Origin of the sequence: Helicobacter enhydrae (genome assembly GCF_001693335.1) — a bacterium.
Classification (GTDB): Bacteria; Campylobacterota; Campylobacteria; order Campylobacterales; family Helicobacteraceae; genus Helicobacter_G; species Helicobacter_G enhydrae.
Map to the genome: position 1 here is coordinate 115,941 of NZ_CP016503.1, position 20,594 is coordinate 136,534.

Genomic DNA, 20,594 nt, shown 5'->3' on the forward strand with positions numbered 1-20,594 from the left:
TGGCAATTATACATAAAGTTATCAAAAGACTTGATGATACAATCCCAAAAACATTAATACAAATACAAATCAAGGAGTGAGAATGGTTTTTGATCTTGTGTGTCAAGATGGGAATGCTAGGGCAGGGCGTTTGAGATTGGCAAATGGTGAAGTGCAAACGCCGATTTTTATGCCTGTCGGAACGCAAGGGGTGATCAAGGGGTTGGATTGTTTTGATGTGAAAAATCATCTTGAGGCAAAAATCATTTTGGCAAACACTTATCATCTTTATTTGAGGGTGGGGATTGAGAGAATGAGGGCTTTGGGGGGATTGCACCATTTTAGCGGATACAAAGGGAATATTTTGACAGATAGTGGGGGGTTTCAGGCTTTTTCTTTGGGGGGCAAACGCAAGGAGGAGGGGATAGAGTTCGCTTCACATATTGATGGAAGTAGGCATTTTTTTACGCCAAGCAAGGTGCTAGATATCCAATACGCTATCAATAGCGATATTATGATGGTTTTGGATGATTTGGTGGGGCTTCCTGCAGAAGAAAAAAGGATCTTGCAATCTGTGGAGAGGACGACTCAGTGGGCAAAAGAAAGCCTTGAATACCACGCAGAGCAAAAGATCCAAAATCCTTCAATGCCCAATCATCTCTTCGCGATTGTGCAAGGCGGGACTGATAGCAAATACCGCCGATTGAGTGCCCAATCTCTGACTTCTCTTGGGGTGTGTGTCGATGGGGTGGAGTTTGGGTTTGATGGTTTTGCTGTGGGGGGGTTGGCAGTGGGGGAGGGGAGTGAAGAGATGTATCAAACGCTAGATTGCACAACGCCATTGCTCCCTATCGATAAGCCTCGCTATTTGATGGGGGTTGGCACGCCAGAAAACATCATCGAATCAATCCAGAGAGGGATTGATATGTTTGATTGTGTGATGCCCACACGCAACGCGAGGAATGGGACATTGTTTGCAAGTTTTGGCAAACTTGCGATCAAATCGCCACAATATGCTTTGCAAGATGAGCCGATTGACAAAGAGTGTGATTGCTACACTTGCCAGAATTTTTCAAGAGCTTATTTGCATCATCTGTTTAGGAGTAATGAAATCACTTTTCATCGTCTAGCAAGTATCCATAATCTGAGATATTATCTCAATCTTGTCAGAGGGGCTAGAGAGGCGATTGTGCAAAGGCGTTTTGGGGAATTCAAAAGGGAGTTTTATAGCAAAAGGAGTGGGTAGAAGCTCTAGCTTGCTCCCATCTCTTGTTTCCCATCCCTCTCTCTCTTTTCTTTCTCTTGTTTGTTTTGCTAAACAATGTGAGTTTGTTTTTGAATCTTGTTTTGGGGTGATTGAAGGTTGATTTGAATTTTTGTTTTGAAGTTGGCTTGGGGAGATTACGCTTTTTAGCAATTCTAGAATCTCTTGGATTCTTTCTTTTTGAGTTACTTTTGCAAAAGCACATTTTCTAGTTTTTCAAGCTTGGTTTGGAGTTTCTTTTCAAGTTGGCTTGAGCAAAGCACCCTTTATACAATTCTAGAATCCCCTAGCATCTCTCTTAAGGGGGGCAAGGGGAACTTATAGCAATCGTTCCCCTTATCCCCCTTAACAACCCCCATAACCCCAGCATTGCATTAGCAAGGCTCGTTCAAGATTACATTGACTTGGAATCTTTTTGGGTTCTACAAGGTTAGTTTGGTTAGCAGTTTTCATTTCCTTTATAACTTAGTGGGGTTTAATGATTGATAAGGGTTTTTGATGGAGATTCTAGGAATCAAAAGAATCCAAAGAATCAAGAATCAAGAATGCTCTCACAAAGATTCTAAGAATCTAGATTCAATTTAAATCAAAAAAACAAACCTAAAACACCAAAGAATCAAAACAAAGTCAAAGCAATGTGGGTAACACACAAAAAGCGGGCAGGGGTTTGGGGGATTTTAAGGGGGATAAGGGGGGGTGCCTCGCAATAAACCCCCTTGTCCCCCTTATAGAAAAAAGCAAAGCGTGATTTGGAAACCAAGAAGTGTGCTTGTGCAAAAACAATCTCAAAAACTAGCAAACAAATCAAGAATTCCCTAAATCTGTGCTTTGCCCAAGCCAAGATTCAACAACCAAAAAATCACCAAAGGACACAACTTCTCAAGCCAACTCCAAAAGAAACCCCCTAGAGATTCTAGAATCACTCAAAAGTGTGCCTCTGCGAAACCAATCTCAAGCAAAAGAATCAGATTACATTCGAATCCTTTGGTGTTCTACAAGGTTAGTTTGGGAGGCAGTTGTTTGTGCTTATATTGAAATAGTGAGGCTTTGTGTTTTTTGGGTTTTATTTGGCGTTGTGGGTTAATCGTGAAGTTTTGCTAAACACCCCGCCTAGCTATTCAATAGGCGGGAAGGCGATTCTAAAAGAATCTAAAACAAAAAATAAATTTAGTTTAAAGGAGCATTCTAAGGGACATTTGAGATACAAATGCCCCTTCAAAGGCTCACCTATTGAGCGATCCTTCTATGTCTTCTAGTCCAAAGTTCAGAAATTGCTTGATGACACCCCCCCCCCCATTTTGGGAGTGTCGGTTTGTGAGAGTGGCATTACTCTTGAGTATTTTCTACTTTCAAAGGAGCAGTGTTTTCTGCTTTTTTGTCAGCCTCACTTGTTTTCTCTCCGAAGCTATATCTAGCTCCTAGGTTGATTTGATAATTTGTGGTGATTTTGCCACCAAAGCTTTTTTCAAAGTCGCAGTAGATCCTTGTGTTGTCCTTGACTTCAAAGTTTGTGCCAAGATTGATCACACCTCTCATCGTAGAAGTCAATGAAGTGATCTTCGTAGTTGTGTTGGAGTTTGATGTGAATGCAATCGTTCCGCCACCAAGATAGTCATGAACAAAGTAAGTTCCTACATAAGCACTTGCTTTAAATCCTTTGCCCTCTGTGAATTTGTCAAATCTGTATCCATAGCTAGCACCCACTCTGCTTCTGATTGTGAGAACATTCTCTTGCTTGCTATTGAGGAAGTGTGTTCCTAGTGTTTGTCGCATATTGGTTTCGTTGAAATAACCTGCTGAAACTTCTGCTTGAGGGTCGATATACCATGCTTTGTCCTCACCTAGGGCAAATCTATATCCCACCTCTTGGCTAAGAGTGATTGCCCAGTTGTTGGTGTTGTAAGTTTTGGTATCGCCTAGCATATTAATATTACTCATGATGTAGCTAAATTTGACAATACTATCTGTATATAGTCCATTTCCACCATTTTGAATGTATGCATTATAAAGAGCGAGTTCTACTGCATTTGAAGTGGTTTGATTAATTCCTCCGATGATGACTTTGTCAGGCTCTGATACTCCGATCATATTTGCTTTGGAGTGTGCATAAGAGAGGGCGATACCTGTGTAGTTTTTGGCATTCCCTAGATCGAAGTCATAATCATAACCTGCTTGGATTGTTGTGTAGTCAGATTGCATCTTGAGTGAAAACTCTGTCGTTTCCATACCATTGAAAATCCTAGCCCAAGCACCTTGATTGTTTGGATTGTCTCTCAAATCACCCATTCTCTTATTCAAAGAGTTGAAATTGGCTGCATAGAGTGAGTAGTTTGCACTAAGTGCAGCAGCACCTGTGCGTTGGCTCGCTCTAGAGACACCTTTGTTTTGGACACTTTGGATGAAGTAGGTGGTGTATTGACCTCCTCTATTGGCATTGCCGTATTCATCTGTAGTGATTCCTTGTGTCAATGTGGTTTCTATAGCCTCAAATCCACGAGTAGATGTGCCTCCCACGAATTTTGCTACTTGATTACCATTTGTTCCTTTGACTGTGGCAACAGCGATGTTTCCTGTTGTTTCTGCTCCTTTGCCATTGCGATATGTGATAGGTTCAGGTGCTCCTGATTGTGAAGCAACTTGTATTTTGTGTTGCTGGCGATTTCCGCTAAGCACAACGATACGATCAGAGTAGGTGTGTTTATATGCGTTGCCACTAGCTCTTAGATTTTGTCCTCCAAGTGTGCTACCTTGTTGTCTTGTTTTGGAATCTACAGAAACGACGAAAGTAACATCACTAGTTGTAAGTCCTGTGTTGGCTCCACCATTTGCTTGTCCGATAGTGAGGAGGTTGAAGTGATGAGCTTGTCCCAAAGCAGATTGAGCATTGCTTGAGATGTCAAGAATCGCATTTGCACCACGAGTGGCAGAAATAGTAGTGATTTGGTTACTGCGTCCTTTCAATGCAAGGGTTGCATTACTTCCCTTGAAATTGACATTTGTTTTTCCTGCAGTGGCTACAATCTCTTGCTCTATGATAGCGTTGGCATTATTTGCAAAAACGAAGTTTGTAGTCGCTCCTGCACCATTAGTGATGATTGTGCTTCCTCCCACCTTGCTGATTTTTGCATTTCCTGCATTGAAGTTGAAATTTACCTCACCAGAAGTGTTGTTGATATTCTTTTTGAGTGTGAGGGTAGTCATCGCTCCGTTGCCTGATCTTGGGGCTTGGAAGTTGAAATTTGTTTGAGCAGAATCTGTAGCTCTTGTGATGCGTCCGCCACCACCATTGATAGTTGCTTGTTGTTGTTTGATTTCACCTTCGATTGTCAAGCTTTTGCCATTAGCAAGATTGAAGTTTGTGGTGTTTTTGTAATTGGTGTTAAATCCACCTTGAGTGATGATATTGCCTTTGATTGTTGTGTTGTGATTGACATTGAAAATCAGCTTGGCATACCTGTCTCCCTTATCGCGTCCTACGACGATATTTCCATTCCCGCTAGCACCATTGGAGCCTTGAATATCAAGGATTCCGTTTCCACCATTGAAGTTGAAAGTTACGCCAGAGTTGTTGGCATCTGTAGAACCTGCGACCTCCAATCCGATATGAGAAACGCCTCCTCTTGTGTTGTTACCTTTGATTGCAATCTTGTTGTTGCTTCCGTTGAGACTGAATGCAGTTTGTCCGGCTTTCCAAGTATGCAATACATCTTTTTGCAAAGTGAGTGTAGTGTTGGCGTTTTCGAGATTGAATATATTTCTACCGCTATCTGTTGTCACAACAGAATAGTTCCCATTTGCATCGCCATTCTCATTGATACCTTTTGATCCGATTGTATTTTGAGTTCCACCATTGATAAAGATGATGTTCCCCCCATTGTTTAGGCGTGAAAACACTCCGCCACTAATTGTCATTTTGTTTTGAGTGGTGATGATGTTTTCTCCGAAATTGATTGCATCTACTTTTTTAGCGTCTAAATAATTGACTGTGATGATATTGCGTTGCTTGTCTCCACCTGCAGCAAAAATCATTTCTTTGACATTGAGCGTATCGATGAAAATTCCATTGATAGCACTCCAGTTCCCTTTGATGTTTGTCGCAGTGAGTGTGCCTTTGGCAATATATTGCTTGGTGTAGTCAGATATTGCTTTGCGATCCGAGTTTTTGAGTTTGTTCTCATCGATTGCAGAGACCAAATTGTGTGCTCTATTGCCATTGTTGGCAAGTTTCAAGATTCCTTTACCGATGTAGTTGCCTCCTTGAGAGCCATCAGCTTGGATTGTTGTGATGTCTAATGAGTTTGTGTTGCCTCTAGAAGCATTGTTGAACTCAAGACTGATGATGTTTTGACGCTTGCCTGTGTTGTGCCCCTCTACTTTTAATTCATTGAGGTGAAGTGTGGCTTGTTTTTGGAAATGAATTAGGTTGAGAGAATCAGCATACGCATACTCTTGAGCATTGGCTCTTGCTAAGCCTGCAACGATATTGAAGCGATGTTGTGCGTTTCCAATCTGTCCTTTATTGCTAAAAAGGATTCTGATGTTGGCATTGTCTTTGTTGCCATTGTGTTGCCCTAAGCTTTCGGCACGGATTTGTCCTATTTTGTTTTGAGTAGTGATTGCATTGAGTGCATCTCCGCGTGTTGATCTCTCAAAAGTGATATTGATGTCAGTGTTGCTTCCGATAGCTTGAGTATGGCAACTACCTTTAAGACATGCAGAGCTTGTGATGTCTCCTGTGATACCACCTTTGCCACCTTTGAAAACGAAGTTTTGCCCAGATTCCACCATTCTTGCACTTAGGTTTCCTTTGAGGATCGCGTTGTTATCGAAAGTCACATTTGTTTTGAGAAATTTGAATGCTTTGTATTTTGGATCATACACACCAGCAGAATCAAAGTTACCTACCATATCTCCTTTGAAAGTTGCTTGAGCTACATTGTCACGAGCATTGCTAAATACTTGGAGCAAAATATTGCCCTTGAGAGCGACATTTTGTGTAGTGCCTACGAAATTGAGAGTAACTCTTTGGTGCAAAAGATCATGGGCAGTTGTCCCACCATCACCAAATCTAAAAGCTAGATACCTCTCTCCATTGTTCCCCAACTTGAGCCCTCTGTCTTTGTTGGTGATTTTGATTTCAGAAAGTCTTCCACCCACAGTGAGTGCTGATTCTTTGCCTGTGCTGTTGAATGTAAAATTTGGTGCGATTGACAACTCATTTCTGTTCAAAAAGAATTTGAGGTTTTGGATTTGAGTCCCTGCATTGGTTTGAAGCTGATTGAAACCACCGACATTTTTGAATCGTATTTCATAAGCTTGTTGAAACTTGTTTCCTGTTGAAGGAACAACTACTTTGCCAATGCTATAGCAAACTGCACTTGCGTCAGTGCAAGCAGGACCAACGGTCATAGTTGCACTTGCTACACTCGCACCTAGTGCCAAAGCCAATGAAGTAGCCACTAGAGGGTTGAAAGACTTTTGACCCTTGCTATTAGCAGACGCTTTTCTTAAATTTTTCTTTAGTTCCATTTGTTTTACTCCTTAACTAAAATTTAATTAAAACTAAATCAATTTAAAATTGAGAGTTAATTATATCATAAGTTTTTTGTTATTATTTTTTTGTTTATCTTTTTGTGTTTTTGTGTGATGGCGTAGGGGTGCTTGGTGTCGATAAAAATAAATTGATTTTTAAAGTTTGGATATAGAGTCAGAGAGGCTTTGGTGGCATTGTATCATTGGTGGTCCATAGTGTGGCATAGAGATTGTATCGCTAGAAACGATATAGATCAGGAATGCCCTCTGATGTCTGTATCTCATCTCACCCATTTAGTTTGGATCTTGCGTTTTCCCAATCAGGCATATATAGATGTATATAGTTATAAAAATCTCGATTGTGGTAGGGGTATTTGATATGTGCAAGTTCGTGCAATACGACATATTCTATGCTTCTCTTTGGCTTTTTGATCAATTCAAGATTGAGGGTAATGTGTCGTGAATTGATTTTGCAATTCCCCCACATTGTTTTCATTGTTCGGATAGAGTAGGTTTGGAAATCCAATCCAAGCCTCTTGCTGTAGTTGGCAAGGATCGTGGCAAACACATTTTGCGCCCTCTCTCTATACCATTGTTGTATCATCAGCTCTTTGGCTCGATAGTCTTGAGTGTTTTTGAGATGGACATACAAAAACTTCCCTCTCAAAGCGACTTCATTGCTCGTATCCTCAATAATCTTGAGCCGATACCGCTTCCCTAGATAAAAGAAATCTTCACCACTGACAAGGAGGCGTTTGGGCGTTTGTCTATCTTTGAAAAACTTCAGCTTCTCTTCGATCCATTTGGCTCTTTTGTTGAGAATGCGATCAATCTCTTTTTGGCAAGTATCAAGTGGAACACTTAGAATCACCTCCAAGTTTGGAGTGACTCTTAGTATCAGATTCTTGATAGGTTTGCGGTGGATTTTAATTGCCATAGTGAGAAATACCAGCTAACATAAACTGCTCCTCCAATTTGTCAAGCTCTTCATTACTCGCGTCTTTGTATTCTTTGAAAATAAGCTCTTCAATCGCATCAACTATCTCATTTCTCACATCTTGATTGTTTTTCCAATTGGGCTTTTTGCTTTTTTGGATAAAAATCACATCTATTTGCTGTGCTAGCTTGATGATTTGCTCTTCGTCTAGATCTCCTATCAAGCCTTTTATACTATCATAAAATGCCCTTGAGGGAGGAGTGGATAAATCTTTGGGATATTGATTTTCTTGATGATTTTGATGATTCAAAAGGGTTTCACGGATAGATTGTAGTTTGGAGAGTTTCTCTTTTTCACTCAATCGCCCCTCTTTGTATTCATCGATGACTTTTTGGATTTGTTTGGATAGTTCATCATAGAAATAAGGATTACTTTCTTTGTTTTCTTTGATGTATTGAGAGATTGCACTTATGATTTTATCTGCCTTAGCTTTGTCATTGGGTTGTTCTTCTATCTCATTGAGAAAATCCTCGCTCACAACACTTCTAAGCTTAAGGATCACTCTCACCTCTTGTGCACCGATGAATTGGTGGATCATGTTTTTGATTTGGGATTGGTATTGTTTGAAATCTACTTTTTCGTGATAGCGAATTTGCACGCTGTGCTTGAGATTGAGATAAAATTTCAAATCTCTTTTGTATGTATCGCATTCCTCATTTGTAATACTTTCTTTGAATCTAGGAAATATCATCAAAGCACTCAAGGAGCGCGCAAAAAGACTCAAAAGCTCATAAAATTCTTCTCTTTTTTCTTTTTCTTCCAAAAACTGCTCATAAATTTCTTGGAGTTTGCCTCGTTCTTTTTGGCTTATTATTTCTGCAAAAAACTCTTTTAGCCTTTGATGATTCTCTCTTAATTCTTTTAGAATGTCTTTGATACCAAAGATGACATCTTTGATGTCTTCTTTGTCAAAATCTGCTAGCTCCTGATAGATTCTCATCGCATCATCTATTGCCTTATGGATTCCACGATAATCAATAATATACGCTCTTTCTTTCCCCTCATAAATGCGATTGGCTCTAGCAATGGCTTGAAGTAAGTTGTGTTCTTTTAGCCTCTTGTCTAGATATAGACACGCCACTCTTGGTGCGTCAAAGCCTGTAAGAAGTTTATCTACAACGATAAGCAAATCAATCTCCCCATCTTCAAAATCCCCTATAATATTTTCTTCACTTCCATAAGATTCTAATATCTTTCTCCATTCTGCAATCACTTCATCTTCATTTTCTTCACCTACTGCTGTATTGCCTACTCTTGTATCAGGAGAGGAGATAACAAAAGCACTTTTTAGTACATTGTGAGTCTTGAAAAGTTGATGATATGCTACTGCATCAGCTTTTGAGCTTGTGGCAAACATCGCAACAAACCCCGTTCCTTTGAAATTCTTTTCAAAATGCTTTTCTATATCAATAGCAATCCATTCTAGTCTTTGGATTGAGGAGAGGGTGGCTTTTGTTGTTTCTTTTTTGAGATGTGATTTTTCCTCCTCACTCAAATCTCTAGCAATGGCTTCAAATTTTTTATCAAGATTGATTGCATCATTGATGAATTGCTCTGAAAATCTTCCTTCATAATAAAGTGGCAAAATTGCCTTATCTCTTAGGGCTTGTTCAATCGTGTATTTGTGGATAAATCCTCCAAACTTCCTAGCTGAACTCTTTTCTTTGGAGGTTAGAGGTGTGCCTGTAAAGCCTATATAGCACCCATTGGGGATAGAATCTTTCATCGCATTATGCAACAATCCATTTTGAGTGCGATGGGATTCATCTACAAGCAAGAAAATATCTTGAGAGTTGATGACTATATTGTGCTTTTCTGGGGCTTGGAATTTTTGCACTAATGTGGTGATGACAGATTCTCCTTTTTGAAGTAATTCAATGAGATGATTGCCATTTTTAGCTCTTTTGGCTTCTATACCCGTTTTGCCAAAAGTTGTATGAATCTGCTCATCAAGATCCACTCTGTCTGTTACGACAATAATGCGACTTGTAGGGATAGCCTTTTTGATCAAAGAGGCAAGGATAGACATTGTTAGAGATTTGCCACTGCCTTGAGTATGCCAAATCAATCCCCCTCTTTTGGACGCCTCTTTGGTGGATTGGATTTTTTTCATCGTTTCTTTGATAGCAAAAAATTGCTGATGCCTTGCTATTTTTTTCACTTTTCCATCAAAAATAATAAATGCAGAGATAAATTCCAAAACCCTCTTAGGATGCAATAATGCCGCAAACAATTTATCTAGTGCATCAGGCTTTGTGATGCCATAGGATTGAGGGAGGAATAAACTCTCTTGATTTTGTTCTTCTTGCCATATACTATAAAATTCAATAGGGGTGTAAATTGTGCCATATTTGGCTTTTTGATTATTCCCTGCGATACAGATTTGAATGAATTTAAAGAGATGAGGGATTTCTTTTTCATCTTGATTGCGAATCATTTGAGAGATTCCCTCCTCAATATCCACGCCTGATTTTTTAAGCTCTATCACGCCAAAAGGGATTCCATTGACAAATAGCACCAAATCAGGACGACGCGTTGCCCCCTCTATATCTTTGAATTTCCTTTTGGTAGAGAATTCCTCTGTGACGCAAAAATGATTGTTGTTTGGGTTGTCAAAATCTATATATCGCATATCTTTGGATTTTTGCTTGTCGTTGCGGTTGGTGTGTGTTGTCGTTCCATACACAAGCAAATCACTCACAATGCGGTTGGCTTCTTTGAGTCCTTTTTCTAGTGAGACATCAAGCTCTTTGATAGCTTTGTCTATAGAGTCGCTAGAGAGGTTGATAGGATTTCCACTAGAATCGTGCGTATTGAGCTCTTTGAGTTTTTCTTTTAGGATGTCTTTGAAAAGGACATTTGAGAGATCCCCACCCCGAAAAGAGAGGGCTTCATCAGGTGAAATATAGGTATAGCCTAGTTTTTTTAGAAATGCAATGCTAGGCTTTTGAATGGTGCTGTATTCAGTGGTTGAGCAGATCATTTGTCAATCCTTTACTTGATTTTTTGCTTTTTTAATTTTCCAAGCATTTTGCATGCAAAATTGCTATTTTCGATTGTGTTGTTATCTCTCATTCCAATATTGTTATATGTTTCACACATAATGATCTTATGGATTTTTTCTTTTGCCTCATTTTTGTCTTTATCATCGTTGTTTGACATATCCATTTCATCAAGACAACCAAATCTCTCCTCTAGTTCATATAAAATATCTAAGATTCTTGTTTTTACTTCATTTAAGATTCTTGGAATCTCTGAATCATTGATTTCTCTCCTTGCCGATAAGATTTCAGCATTGGTGTCAAAGGAAAACAATTGCATATCCTCTGGATTTATAGGCATACCTAATTTCCCATTTTGATTAATAGATGATTCGAGAAATTCCAAAGATTCTGTCATTTTATGTGTTGTAAAATCTTTTTGATCTTCTGGAGAAAGGTGTTTTAAAAATACCATAGGTAATGGAGCATTTCTAAATTGATTATCCCCAACAAGATAGTTGCCCATAAAATGAGTCTTTACTCTTCTATACTCAGGTATCTCTTTATCCTCGCTATATCCTTGCACTTCATTTTTTGCCCATTGCTCTAGTTTTGTATCCTTTAAGTCTTTTGCCAAAACCATTACTCTATAAAGTGCTTTATTTAATGGAATCTCACCATTAACAAGTTCTTTGATAATTTTGCTTTTTGCCATTAAATCTCCTTATTTGAAATATTCCATAATTATTCCTACAATAACGCCCCCAATTACTGCAATAATCACACCTATAAGAATCGTTTTTGGTATAGATTCTTTTTTTAATTTTTCATTTTGATTATAAGTTCCAAAGTTTGAATTTACAATTTTATTGTTATTGCCTATTTTGATTTGATTTTTGATTTTTTTACTCATACTTCACTCCTCACTTTGCCACTAAGTAATTTTTGCATTAATCCCTTTTTTTGAGATTTGAGAGATTCTAATTTTTGTTCCAAGAATAGAATCTCCCTATCTGCCTCGCTTAGAATCTCTGCGATTTTTTCCTGCTCCGCTAAGGGTGGGAGAGGGATTTTGTGATTTTTAATATCACTTGTAATTTGAGGTTGTCCTGATCCAGTGATAAGGTAATCAAAATTATCCATTGCAAGTTTTTGATAGGCATAAAATTTATTGAGTTGTTTCGAATTATCGAGATTGATTACCATAGCATTTCCTGTAATCCAAGAGTATGGCTTTGTGAAATGCACTGAACCACAAGTATTGCCACGACAAGCAATAGCAATCTGTTCTTTTTCGTGATTAAAAGAATGGTATTTTCCAATAACCCCATTTGCCCCATAGACTAAAAATCCCTCTTTAGAAAAATTTGTTTGCTTAATTGTTTGAGGTTGATAAATCTTTGCCACCTCTCCCAATTGCACCACCTCCCAAGCCTCATTGAATCCTGCAAGGCGAATCTTGGCTGATAGTAGAGCTTGGTATAGCCCTTTTTTGAGATTTTTCTTTTCTGTGATGAGGGATTGTAGATTTTGGATTTGGGTATCCCAAGTGCTTAGAATCTCTGCGATTTTTTCCTGCTCTGCTAGGGGTGGGAGGGGGATTTGAATACGAGAAACAATTTCTTGTTTTAGCTTGGGTTGAGCTGTTCCTGTATTGTATTTATCATATTTTAGAATCTCCAAAATTTCAGCTAAAAAGTATTGATTAATTCCTTTTGGTCTCAATACATGGGCGTGATTATTTACCCAAATTTTACCTTCAACACAGAAAGCCAAACGAGTGCTTCTATCAATAATATTTGCTCCGTCCTCTCCTAATAAAACAAGTTTTTCATCAAAAATATAATCATCTACATAATCAATCATCCCTGAAGCACCATAATATGGGAATATCTTTTCACACCTTGCCCTTTGAGACTCATTTAGAGGGATTCTTTTGTGATCCAAACACTCTGTCACCTCCCCCAATCTCACCACCTCCCAATTTTCAGGCAAGATTCCAATCTCTGTGCGTTTATAGCCTTTGGGGATTGTAGTCATTTGATCTCCTTTGAGAGTGGTTGTTTGGAGCATAACCACTCAAACGCTTGAACCAACTCTTTGTATTTTGGAAATAGTTGGGTGGTTTGTGCATTTTTGGCACATACCACTTCAAAGATATTTTTCATTTGTATCACCCATACACTCTCATCTTTGAAAAGTTGGATTTGTTTTTGATAGGTTTTTGGTGATTTTTGATAATTCATAGCAGAACACCTCCCAGTCAGTGCTAAGCACCTGAGAGGTCTGTTGGCAAAATCATACCTTAATGAATCCAAATGCTTACTCAAAGCGTGGCAAATCCCTCTCATACTAGCCCCAATTCTTTGAGATAGTTGTCCATTTTGGCTTGAGTTTTGCTGATCTCTTCATCAAGCTTGGCGATTTTGTCCAATGTGGAGGGGATGTCTATCTCTTCCTCTTCTTCAAAGGTATCTACATATCTTGGGATGTTGAGGTTGTAGTCGTTTTCTTGGATTTCTTCCATTGTAGCAATATGAGAGTATTTCTCTATCTCTTGGCGGTTTTGATAGGTTGTGAGAATCTTGGTGATATGCTCCTCTGTAAGCTTGTTTTGGTTCTTGTTTTTTTTGAACTCCTTGCTTGCATCGATAAATAAGACATCTTGATATTCTCTATCTTTTTTGAAGATTAAAATACACGCAGGGATAGAAGTCCCATAGAAGAGATTTTCAGGAAGTCCAATTACAGCATCTAAGAGATTATTCTCAAGGATTTTTTTGCGAATTTTTTCTTCACTGCTTCCACGAAACAATACGCCGTGAGGAAGCACGATACCCATTCTGCCTTGTGGGGCAAGTGAGGCGAGCATGTGGATTACAAAAGCATAGTCTCCTTTGGTTTTGGGTGGAATCGCATAATGTTTGAAGCGTTGGTATGTGTCATTTTCTGCGTATTCAGCCCCCCATTCTTTGAGAGAAAATGGCGGATTTGCGACGATGATGTCAAAGGTTTTGAGTTGATTGTTTTCCAAATGCTGAGGGTTGATGATAGTGTCCCCCCATTTGATATCAGCATCTTCAATCCCATGCAAAAGCATATTCATACGGCAGAGGGCGTGGGTTTGTGAGTTTTTTTCTTGTCCAAAGATTCTGAAGTTTTGATTGCCCACTTCTTTACTTGCTTTGATGAGCAATGAGCCTGATCCACAAGTTGGATCATAGATTGTGCTAGATTCTTTGGCTTGGACAAGTTTGGCAAGAAGTGTGGAGACTTCGCTAGGGGTGAAAAACTCTCCCCCTTTTTTGCCCGCATCACTTGCAAACTCTGCGATGAGAAACTCATAGGCGTCCCCTATGACATCTTGGTTTTCGAGTTTGCTGGGGGAGAGATCGATTTTGTCATTTGAGAAGTTATCAAGTAGGTTTGAAAGCGTTCTGTTGCGTTCTTTGTTGTTGCCCAAAAAATTTGGATCGTTGAAATCGATATGATCAAAAATATTTCCTAGTTTGGTTTCATTGTCATTTTGGATATGCTGAAGTGCTCCATTGATGAGCTCACCAATATTGCTGCTCTCTTTTTGGGATAGCAGATAGTCAAAAGTGCTTTCTTTGCGTAATTTGAATTTTCTTCTTTGGAGCTTTCGCTCAAGCATTGTTGGATTGTCTTTGCATTCTTCATAAATGATACTCTCTTCTTCTTTGTAGCTATCAGAGAGATATTTGACAAAAAGAAGGCTTAGGATATAGTCTTTATACTTTGAGCTATCCATACTACCTCTGAAGCTATCGCACGCATTCCATACTACAGAATTGATTTTTTCTTTTGTTGTATTCATTGGTTTTCTCCTTGTGTGATGAATTGTTTGAATCTCCCATTTCTCAATGAGGTTTCTATTTTGATTTTTTCTTGCAATAGTGCAAGTTTCTTGTCTGATTCGCAGACAAACTGGGCAATTTTGTGTTGCAACTCTAAGCTTGGCAGATGGATTTCCAACTCCCTAAGATCCATAAGCCTCAAAAACGACATTGTCGTCCCATTGGTGCTACACTCTTGGAAATATCCTTGAGGGATTGAAGAGTTGAGATAGTGGGCAAGATATTGGGGCAAAAGCAGGTTTGGATCTGTTTGAATGACTGCCATCACCGAAGAAAAAACATAACCCGCATAATCTTTTGTGATATATACCGCTTTTAGAGGTGCTTTGAGCCTCACAAGCACATCGCCCTCTTGTGTCAAATTGTCTTTGAGAATGGGTTTGGCAAATGCGACTTGATCCAAATCCCGCAAATCAAGCGTGCCCAAATCACCAAAATTTGAGATCCTAATAACCCTATAAGAAAAATCCGCATCATCTTTTTGATTTTGAGAGCGACTTAACTGCAAACCAGAGCGAAAAGATGATAGATCGCCAAGCTTTCTCATCATTGCATATTCCTTGATGTGATTTAAGTTTGATGACATTATATCTCAAAATGATTTATTTTGATTGGACAATAATTATAGATTTCTTAAAAATATTGGCAATCCCAATATATTTGGATATTTCATCCAATACACGAGAATCGGATTTGCTAGGATATTGGCTCCGTATCCTTTGTAGAGGTATTGTAACGCCAAACAATCGTTGTTTTGGATTTAGAAAACATCGAAGTCAAAAGGTTTGATGGGGGATATGTGAGGAAATGGCAGACAGGAAGGGATTCGAACCCTCGAAGGCTTGCACCTTACACGCGTTCCAGGCGTGCTCCTTCAACCACTCGGACACCTGTCTAAATCAAAGCCGTGATTTTAGCATATTTTAAACGACATATCAAATGACATTCGGCTATAAAGCCAATATTGAGACAAAATCTCAAGCTCATTTCCCCTCGCTCTATCGCCTTAGCATTGACAATGGTCAAATATCGCTTTACTTTTTCTGACTTGAAGCTAATATACAAAAATAAATCAATCAAAAATATTAATAATTATTTAAGAGTAAAAAAATAACTTGTATCAAAAAGAAAAAAGTTCCACAAAATCTGAAGTTAAGGTTTTACCACTTGTTACATTGAGAATCAAAACAAACGCCGAAAGGTTGCGATGTGTTGGGAATGTTAAATAAGTTTTGAAACCATATCAAAATAATCTAGTGGCATAAGGCAAAGTCCGCTAGTGTCCAATACGATGAAGGAGAGTAGATGGCATCAGAAAAGGCAGTGATTGAGAGTTATGCAGATACAACTAGCGATAGAAAAAAAAGTCGCTTACCTGCAAAACTTGATTGGTGGCAAAGTGCAACGGGGTTGTTCCTCGCTTTGTTTATGATTGCACATATGTTTTTTGTCTCTAGTATTTTGATTAGCCCGCACGCGTTTGATTGGCTAGTTGGAATGGCAGAGCTTGATTTTGTGTTTGGGCATCGCAAGCCTTGGGTGACTTCATTGGTGGTGCTTGTGGTTTTGAGTGCGTTTATCGCTCACGCCTTTTTGGCTCTGCGTAAATTCCCTATCAACTACAAGCAGTTCCTCAAAATGCGAACACACAAGAATCTAATGAGACATAGCGATACGAGTCTTTGGTGGATCCAAGCGATGACGGGTTTTGTGCTTTTCTTTTTGGGGAGTGCACATTTGTTTGTGATTATGCTCTCTCCCAATAGCCCTGACGCATTGGTGGGGATCGGCTCTGTGGCATCTTCATTGCGTTTTGTGGAGCAACATTTTTGGATTTTGTATCTTTTTTTGTTGATTGCAGTTGAGCTTCACGGAAGCATTGGGCTTTATCGTTTGGCTGTGAAATGGGGGTGGTTTGACAAATGGGGCAAAACTCCTGAAGGCACAAGAAAAGTGTTGCAAAAAGTAAAAATGGGAATGACGATTTTTTTCCTCACGCTCGGCTTTTTGACTTATGGAGCTTATATCAAATACGGACTTGAGCTTTCTCAATCTGAAGTAAGGAAAACTAGCATTGTGACAGAAGAGAAAATCGAAGAAATCAAAATTGATGTGTTGGAGAAGTAGTGATGAAGATTGTGTATTCAGACGCGTTGGTTGTAGGTGGAGGATTGGCTGGTTTGAGATCAGCGATTGGTTGTCGTCAATTGGGGCTCAAAACGATTGTTTTGAGTTTGATTCCTGTGAAGCGTTCGCACTCTGCAGCGGCTCAAGGAGGAATGCAAGCAAGTCTAGGAAATGCGACAAAGGCTAGGGGGGATAATGAGGATATTCATTTTATGGACACAGTCAAAGGGAGCGATTGGGGTTGTGATCAAAAGGTGGCAAGAATGTTTGCTGCCACAGCTCCCAAAGCGATTCGTGAGCTTGCATCTTGGGGCGTGCCTTGGAATCGCGTAAAAGCAGGAGAGCATAGTGCGATCATCAAAGGGCAAAAGGAGACTTTTCAAGAAGATGAAGAGGCTCACGGACTGATCAATGCACGAGATTTTGGTGGGACTAAAAAATGGAGAGCTTGTTATACAGGAGATGCTACAGGGCATTCGATGCTTTATGCAGTTGCCAATGAGGCGATGAGGCTTGGCACTGAAATCTTGGATCGCAAAGAAATGGTTGCTGTGATTCACTATGAGGGCAAATGCTATGGCGTGGTGGCAAGGGATTTGGTGACAGGAGAACTCATCGCCTTTGTTTCTAAAGGCACATTGATTGCCACAGGGGGATATGGTAGGATTTACAAAAACACTACAAATGCTGTGATTTGTGATGGTGTGGCAGCGGGAGCAGTGCTTGAAACAGGGATTGTGAGGCTTGGAAATATGGAAGCAGTGCAATTCCATCCTACGCCCATTGTACCTAGTGGGATTTTGCTGACTGAAGGTTGCAGGGGTGATGGGGGATTGCTTAGAGATGTCGATGGACACGCTTTTATGGCAGATTATGAACCAGAAAAGAGGGATTTGGCAAGTCGCGATGTGGTGAGTCGTAGAATGCTAGAGCATATCAAAGCAGGCAAAGGGATCAAATCGCCTTATGGGGATCATTTGTGGCTTGATATTTCTATTTTGGGGGCAGAGCATATCCACAAAAACTTGCGTGATGTTTGGGAGATTGCACATTGTTTCAATGGTATTGATTTGGCACAAAAAGGCGTATATGCCCCCGTGCGTCCTATGCAGCACTATAGTATGGGCGGGATTCGCACCAATGCAAGAGGGGAAACCAAGCTCAAAGGACTTTTTGCAGCAGGAGAGGCGGCGTGTTGGGATATGCACGGATTCAATCGTTTGGGAGGAAACTCTGTAGCAGAGGCAGTTGTGGCAGGAATGGTTGTGGGAGATTATTTTGCAGAGCATTGCAAAAACTCTCAAGCTGAAATTTCAACAGAGGTGATTCAAGGGTTTTTGGACAGAGAACAAGCCAAGCTTGAGGCGATTATCCAGAGAGAAAATGGAGAGAATCCTTTCAAACTCAAAGCACAAATGCAAGAGCTTGTGGAGGAATATATCGGGATTTTTAGGACAGAAGAGGGGTTGCAAAAAGCAGTTGATGGTTTGGAGGAGTTGTGCAGACGCTCCAAAAATATTTCTATCCATTACAAAGAGTTGAGTGCAAATCCTGAGCTTGAAGAGGCTTATCGCGTCCAAAAAATGATAAAAATTGCCCTATGTGTCGCTAAGGGGGCTTTGGAAAGGAAAGAAAGCAGGGGGGCTCATAGTCGTGAGGATTATCCAAAGCGTGATGATGCCAATTGGCTCAAACGCACTCTTGCATATTGGAAAAATGCAGAGGATACGATGCCCACACTTGAGTATGAAGAGCTTGATATTATGGAGATGGAAATCGCTCCTGCCTATCGTGGCTATGGACCACAAGGTATGATTATCGAGAATGAAAAATCAGCCAAACGCGCCCAAGAAATCGAAGAGATCACCCAAAAACTCAAAGAAGATGGCAAAAATCGTTGGGAAATCCAAGATGCCTTGATGCCTTTTGAGCTCCAAGAGCGTTATAAAGCAAGAATTGAAAGAATAGGAGAACCATTATGAGTAATCGAATCTTAACTTTTAAAATTTTCAAATACAATCCTCAAAGTGCGGTGTCCAAGCCCCATTTTGCAGAATATCAGATTGAAGAATTGGATTCTATGTCTATTTTTATCGCACTCAACAAGATTAGAAGCGAGCTTGATCAATCTTTGAGTTTTGATTTTGTTTGCCGTGCGGGGATTTGTGGGAGCTGTGGAATGATGATTAATGGCACTCCGCGTCTTGCTTGCCGCACTTTGACAAAAGAATTTGAAAGTGGGGTTATCACATTGATGCCACTTCCTGCGTTCAAGCTCATCAAAGATTTATCTGTAGATACTGGAAGTTGGTTTGAAGGAATGACAAAGCGTGTCGAGAGTTGGATCCATTCCAATGAAGAAAAAGTGGATTTGAGTAAGTTTGAGGCAAGGGTGGAGCCAGAGGTTGCTGAAGAGGTGTTTGAGCTTGATCGCTGTATCGAGTGTGGTTGCTGTGTCGCAGGGTGTGGCACCAAAGTGATGAGAGAGGATTTTATCGCTCCTGCTGGACTGAATCGTGTAGCAAGGTTTTATATCGATCCTCAAGATAAACGCACTGATGAGGATTGGTTTGAGCTCATCGGAGATGATAATGGAATCTTTGGGTGTATGTCATTGCTAGCCTGTCAAGATGTTTGCCCCAAAGAATTGCCACTGCAAACCAAGATTGCGTATTTGCGTCGCAAAATGGTGCAGTGTAAATAATGTAATAAATTAAAGGATAACGATGCAAGAACCCACCCAAGAAGTTGTTGTAGATGAAAAATTGATCAAAGAAGTATTAAAAAGGCTCATTGATGGTGCAAGTTGTGCTGAAATAGAGCCTTCAAAAATCATCTCTGGTTCCAATCTCACCTATGTGACAGATAAGCAAGTTGTTGATGCGACAAAGCTCAAAGGGGGCATTGTCTTTGATGGCAATATTTTGAGAGGGGGAATTTATGAAGAGAAAAATGATTATTATGTGAGTGATACTAGGGATTATATCTATGCCTTGAAGGGAAGTGAGCTGGAAGTCAAAGCAATTTGCTCCCCACAAAGTTTTGTGCTACAAAATTTTGATGTCAATCAAGAGACACTTGGAATCAAGCTAAGCAAGAAGCCAACAAAAGAAATCGGAATTGTTGTTTGTGCAACCCAATCGATGAGTGATTGTGTTTTTGCACTCAAAGAAATTGCTCCATTTTTGAGCCAACATCTTTTTGGTGATGACAAAGATGCTTATGCAAAAGTAGTGCTTGTGAGATTCACTTGGCTTCTCTTTGAATCTTTGGGTGTGTTTTATCAGCAAGATTCGTTCGCTCAAGCTATCAATAAGCTTAGCACAACGCAATCTGACACGCGAATGCTGTATCGTTCTTTGATTGAGGCGATGAGATATTTTACCAAAGACAATGGTTTGGAAAAAGAGATTTATCTCATTAGCGATGGAAGTGCGAGCGATCCCCATAATGAAGATCAAGCATTACAAATGACACAGAATCTCAATTTTAATATTGCCAAAGGTGAGGAGTGCGGAAAAAATTGCGTCAAGATTCATAGTTTTAATCTTGGGCAACCTCTAGATTTTTTGAAAAATTTATCAAAAATCACGGGTGGAAATTATTATTATGCTGACAATATCTATAATTTCAAGAAAAATATTCTGACACAAAGTAGTGGAGGGAAGTTTGATATGCGTGAGCTTGATGTAGTGATTCATCCTTCCAAAACTCACAAAATGCACGATGATTTTCCTCAATCCCAATCGTAATGTTTTGAAATAGGTGATTTTATTGTGTTATGTGGGGGGTGTGGGTAGGAATGAAGTTACAATCTTCTTGCTTTTGGGGTGATA

General features: G+C 39.7%; 15 protein-coding genes and 1 tRNA gene. 5 read left to right on the forward strand and 11 right to left on the reverse strand.

Annotated features, from left to right (window positions below):
- Positions 1–82: 82 nt before the first annotated feature.
- On the forward strand, positions 83–1,225 hold the full coding sequence (gene tgt / locus BBW65_RS00590; protein WP_066338359.1) for a tRNA guanosine(34) transglycosylase Tgt: 1,143 nt from the start codon (positions 83–85) through the stop codon (positions 1,223–1,225).
- Between the two features lie 1,344 nt (positions 1,226–2,569).
- Here tgt and BBW65_RS00610 read toward each other — a convergent pair.
- From BBW65_RS00610 to BBW65_RS00655, 11 genes are all read right to left on the reverse strand, one after another.
- The gene (locus tag BBW65_RS00610; RefSeq protein WP_066338369.1) at positions 2,570–6,772 is read right to left on the reverse strand and encodes an autotransporter outer membrane beta-barrel domain-containing protein; all 4,203 of its coding nucleotides are present in this window, start codon (positions 6,770–6,772) and stop codon (positions 2,570–2,572) included.
- 159 nt (positions 6,773–6,931) lie between these two features.
- Entirely contained in the window at positions 6,932–7,060 is a 129-nt protein-coding gene (locus tag BBW65_RS08065; protein ID WP_267886402.1) for a hypothetical protein, read from the reverse strand.
- A gap of 1 nt (position 7,061) precedes the next feature.
- Positions 7,062–7,712: a M48 family metallopeptidase gene (locus BBW65_RS00615; protein ID WP_066338372.1), complete on the reverse strand. Its 651-nt coding sequence runs from the start codon at positions 7,710–7,712 to the stop codon at positions 7,062–7,064.
- Complete coding sequence (locus tag BBW65_RS00620; RefSeq protein WP_066338376.1) at positions 7,702–10,755, reverse strand: type I restriction endonuclease subunit R; 3,054 nt, start codon at positions 10,753–10,755, stop codon at positions 7,702–7,704. The genes BBW65_RS00615 and BBW65_RS00620 overlap by 11 nt, the downstream gene beginning before the upstream one ends.
- A gap of 11 nt (positions 10,756–10,766) precedes the next feature.
- Positions 10,767–11,468: an AbiTii domain-containing protein gene (locus tag BBW65_RS00625; RefSeq protein WP_066338377.1), complete on the reverse strand. Its 702-nt coding sequence runs from the start codon at positions 11,466–11,468 to the stop codon at positions 10,767–10,769.
- Positions 11,469–11,477: 9 nt separating this feature from the next.
- Positions 11,478–11,666: a hypothetical protein gene (locus BBW65_RS00630; RefSeq protein ID WP_066338379.1), complete on the reverse strand. Its 189-nt coding sequence runs from the start codon at positions 11,664–11,666 to the stop codon at positions 11,478–11,480.
- Positions 11,663–12,793, reverse strand: a complete 1,131-nt coding sequence (locus tag BBW65_RS00635; RefSeq protein ID WP_066338381.1) for a restriction endonuclease subunit S — start codon at positions 12,791–12,793, stop codon at positions 11,663–11,665. Before BBW65_RS00635 ends, BBW65_RS00630 begins: the two co-directional genes overlap by 4 nt.
- Positions 12,790–12,999 carry a hypothetical protein gene (locus tag BBW65_RS00640; protein WP_066338383.1) on the reverse strand — a complete coding sequence of 70 codons (210 nt, stop codon included), beginning with the start codon at positions 12,997–12,999 and terminating at the stop codon, positions 12,790–12,792. The genes BBW65_RS00635 and BBW65_RS00640 overlap by 4 nt, the downstream gene beginning before the upstream one ends.
- 101 nt (positions 13,000–13,100) lie before the next feature.
- Positions 13,101–14,591: a type I restriction-modification system subunit M gene (locus tag BBW65_RS00645; RefSeq protein WP_066338385.1), complete on the reverse strand. Its 1,491-nt coding sequence runs from the start codon at positions 14,589–14,591 to the stop codon at positions 13,101–13,103.
- A complete protein-coding gene (locus BBW65_RS00650) occupies positions 14,588–15,181 on the reverse strand; it encodes a restriction endonuclease subunit S (RefSeq protein ID WP_066338387.1) in 594 nt (197 codons plus the stop codon). The genes BBW65_RS00645 and BBW65_RS00650 overlap by 4 nt, the downstream gene beginning before the upstream one ends.
- Positions 15,182–15,439: 258 nt before the next feature.
- A tRNA-Ser gene (locus BBW65_RS00655) sits at positions 15,440–15,527 on the reverse strand.
- Positions 15,528–15,936: 409 nt separating this feature from the next.
- Here BBW65_RS00655 and BBW65_RS00660 point away from each other — a divergent pair.
- Genes BBW65_RS00660 through BBW65_RS00675 form a run of 4 tightly spaced genes read left to right on the forward strand, consistent with a single transcriptional unit; the run spans position 15,937 to position 20,510 of the window.
- Positions 15,937–16,758, forward strand: coding sequence for a fumarate reductase cytochrome b subunit (locus tag BBW65_RS00660; RefSeq protein ID WP_066338389.1), 822 nt, complete (start codon positions 15,937–15,939; stop codon positions 16,756–16,758).
- A 2-nt stretch (positions 16,759–16,760) separates the two neighbouring features.
- Complete coding sequence (locus BBW65_RS00665; protein ID WP_066338391.1) at positions 16,761–18,740, forward strand: fumarate reductase flavoprotein subunit; 1,980 nt, start codon at positions 16,761–16,763, stop codon at positions 18,738–18,740.
- A complete protein-coding gene (locus BBW65_RS00670; protein ID WP_066338393.1) occupies positions 18,737–19,462 on the forward strand; it encodes a fumarate reductase iron-sulfur subunit in 726 nt (241 codons plus the stop codon). The genes BBW65_RS00665 and BBW65_RS00670 overlap by 4 nt, the downstream gene beginning before the upstream one ends.
- A 22-nt stretch (positions 19,463–19,484) precedes the next feature.
- Positions 19,485–20,510 (forward strand): vWA domain-containing protein, encoded by a 1,026-nt coding sequence (locus tag BBW65_RS00675; protein ID WP_066338394.1) that lies wholly within the window; start codon positions 19,485–19,487, stop codon positions 20,508–20,510.
- Positions 20,511–20,594 lie beyond the last annotated feature (84 nt).

Excerpts from the sequence above, each read along its gene's own strand:
- tgt (WP_066338359.1), top strand. The coding sequence starts at position 83 with ATGGTTTTTGATCTTGTGTGTCAAGATGGGAATGCTAGGGCAGGGCGT.
- BBW65_RS00610 (WP_066338369.1), bottom strand. The coding sequence starts at position 6,772 with ATGGAACTAAAGAAAAATTTAAGAAAAGCGTCTGCTAATAGCAAGGGT.
- BBW65_RS08065 (WP_267886402.1), bottom strand. The coding sequence starts at position 7,060 with ATGAGATACAGACATCAGAGGGCATTCCTGATCTATATCGTTTCTAGC.
- BBW65_RS00615 (WP_066338372.1), bottom strand. The coding sequence starts at position 7,712 with ATGGCAATTAAAATCCACCGCAAACCTATCAAGAATCTGATACTAAGA.
- BBW65_RS00620 (WP_066338376.1), bottom strand. The coding sequence starts at position 10,755 with ATGATCTGCTCAACCACTGAATACAGCACCATTCAAAAGCCTAGCATT.
- BBW65_RS00625 (WP_066338377.1), bottom strand. The coding sequence starts at position 11,468 with ATGGCAAAAAGCAAAATTATCAAAGAACTTGTTAATGGTGAGATTCCA.
- BBW65_RS00630 (WP_066338379.1), bottom strand. The coding sequence starts at position 11,666 with ATGAGTAAAAAAATCAAAAATCAAATCAAAATAGGCAATAACAATAAA.
- BBW65_RS00635 (WP_066338381.1), bottom strand. The coding sequence starts at position 12,793 with ATGACTACAATCCCCAAAGGCTATAAACGCACAGAGATTGGAATCTTG.
- BBW65_RS00640 (WP_066338383.1), bottom strand. The coding sequence starts at position 12,999 with ATGAATTATCAAAAATCACCAAAAACCTATCAAAAACAAATCCAACTT.
- BBW65_RS00645 (WP_066338385.1), bottom strand. The coding sequence starts at position 14,591 with ATGAATACAACAAAAGAAAAAATCAATTCTGTAGTATGGAATGCGTGC.
- BBW65_RS00650 (WP_066338387.1), bottom strand. The coding sequence starts at position 15,181 with ATGATGAGAAAGCTTGGCGATCTATCATCTTTTCGCTCTGGTTTGCAG.
- BBW65_RS00660 (WP_066338389.1), top strand. The coding sequence starts at position 15,937 with ATGGCATCAGAAAAGGCAGTGATTGAGAGTTATGCAGATACAACTAGC.
- BBW65_RS00665 (WP_066338391.1), top strand. The coding sequence starts at position 16,761 with ATGAAGATTGTGTATTCAGACGCGTTGGTTGTAGGTGGAGGATTGGCT.
- BBW65_RS00670 (WP_066338393.1), top strand. The coding sequence starts at position 18,737 with ATGAGTAATCGAATCTTAACTTTTAAAATTTTCAAATACAATCCTCAA.
- BBW65_RS00675 (WP_066338394.1), top strand. The coding sequence starts at position 19,485 with ATGCAAGAACCCACCCAAGAAGTTGTTGTAGATGAAAAATTGATCAAA.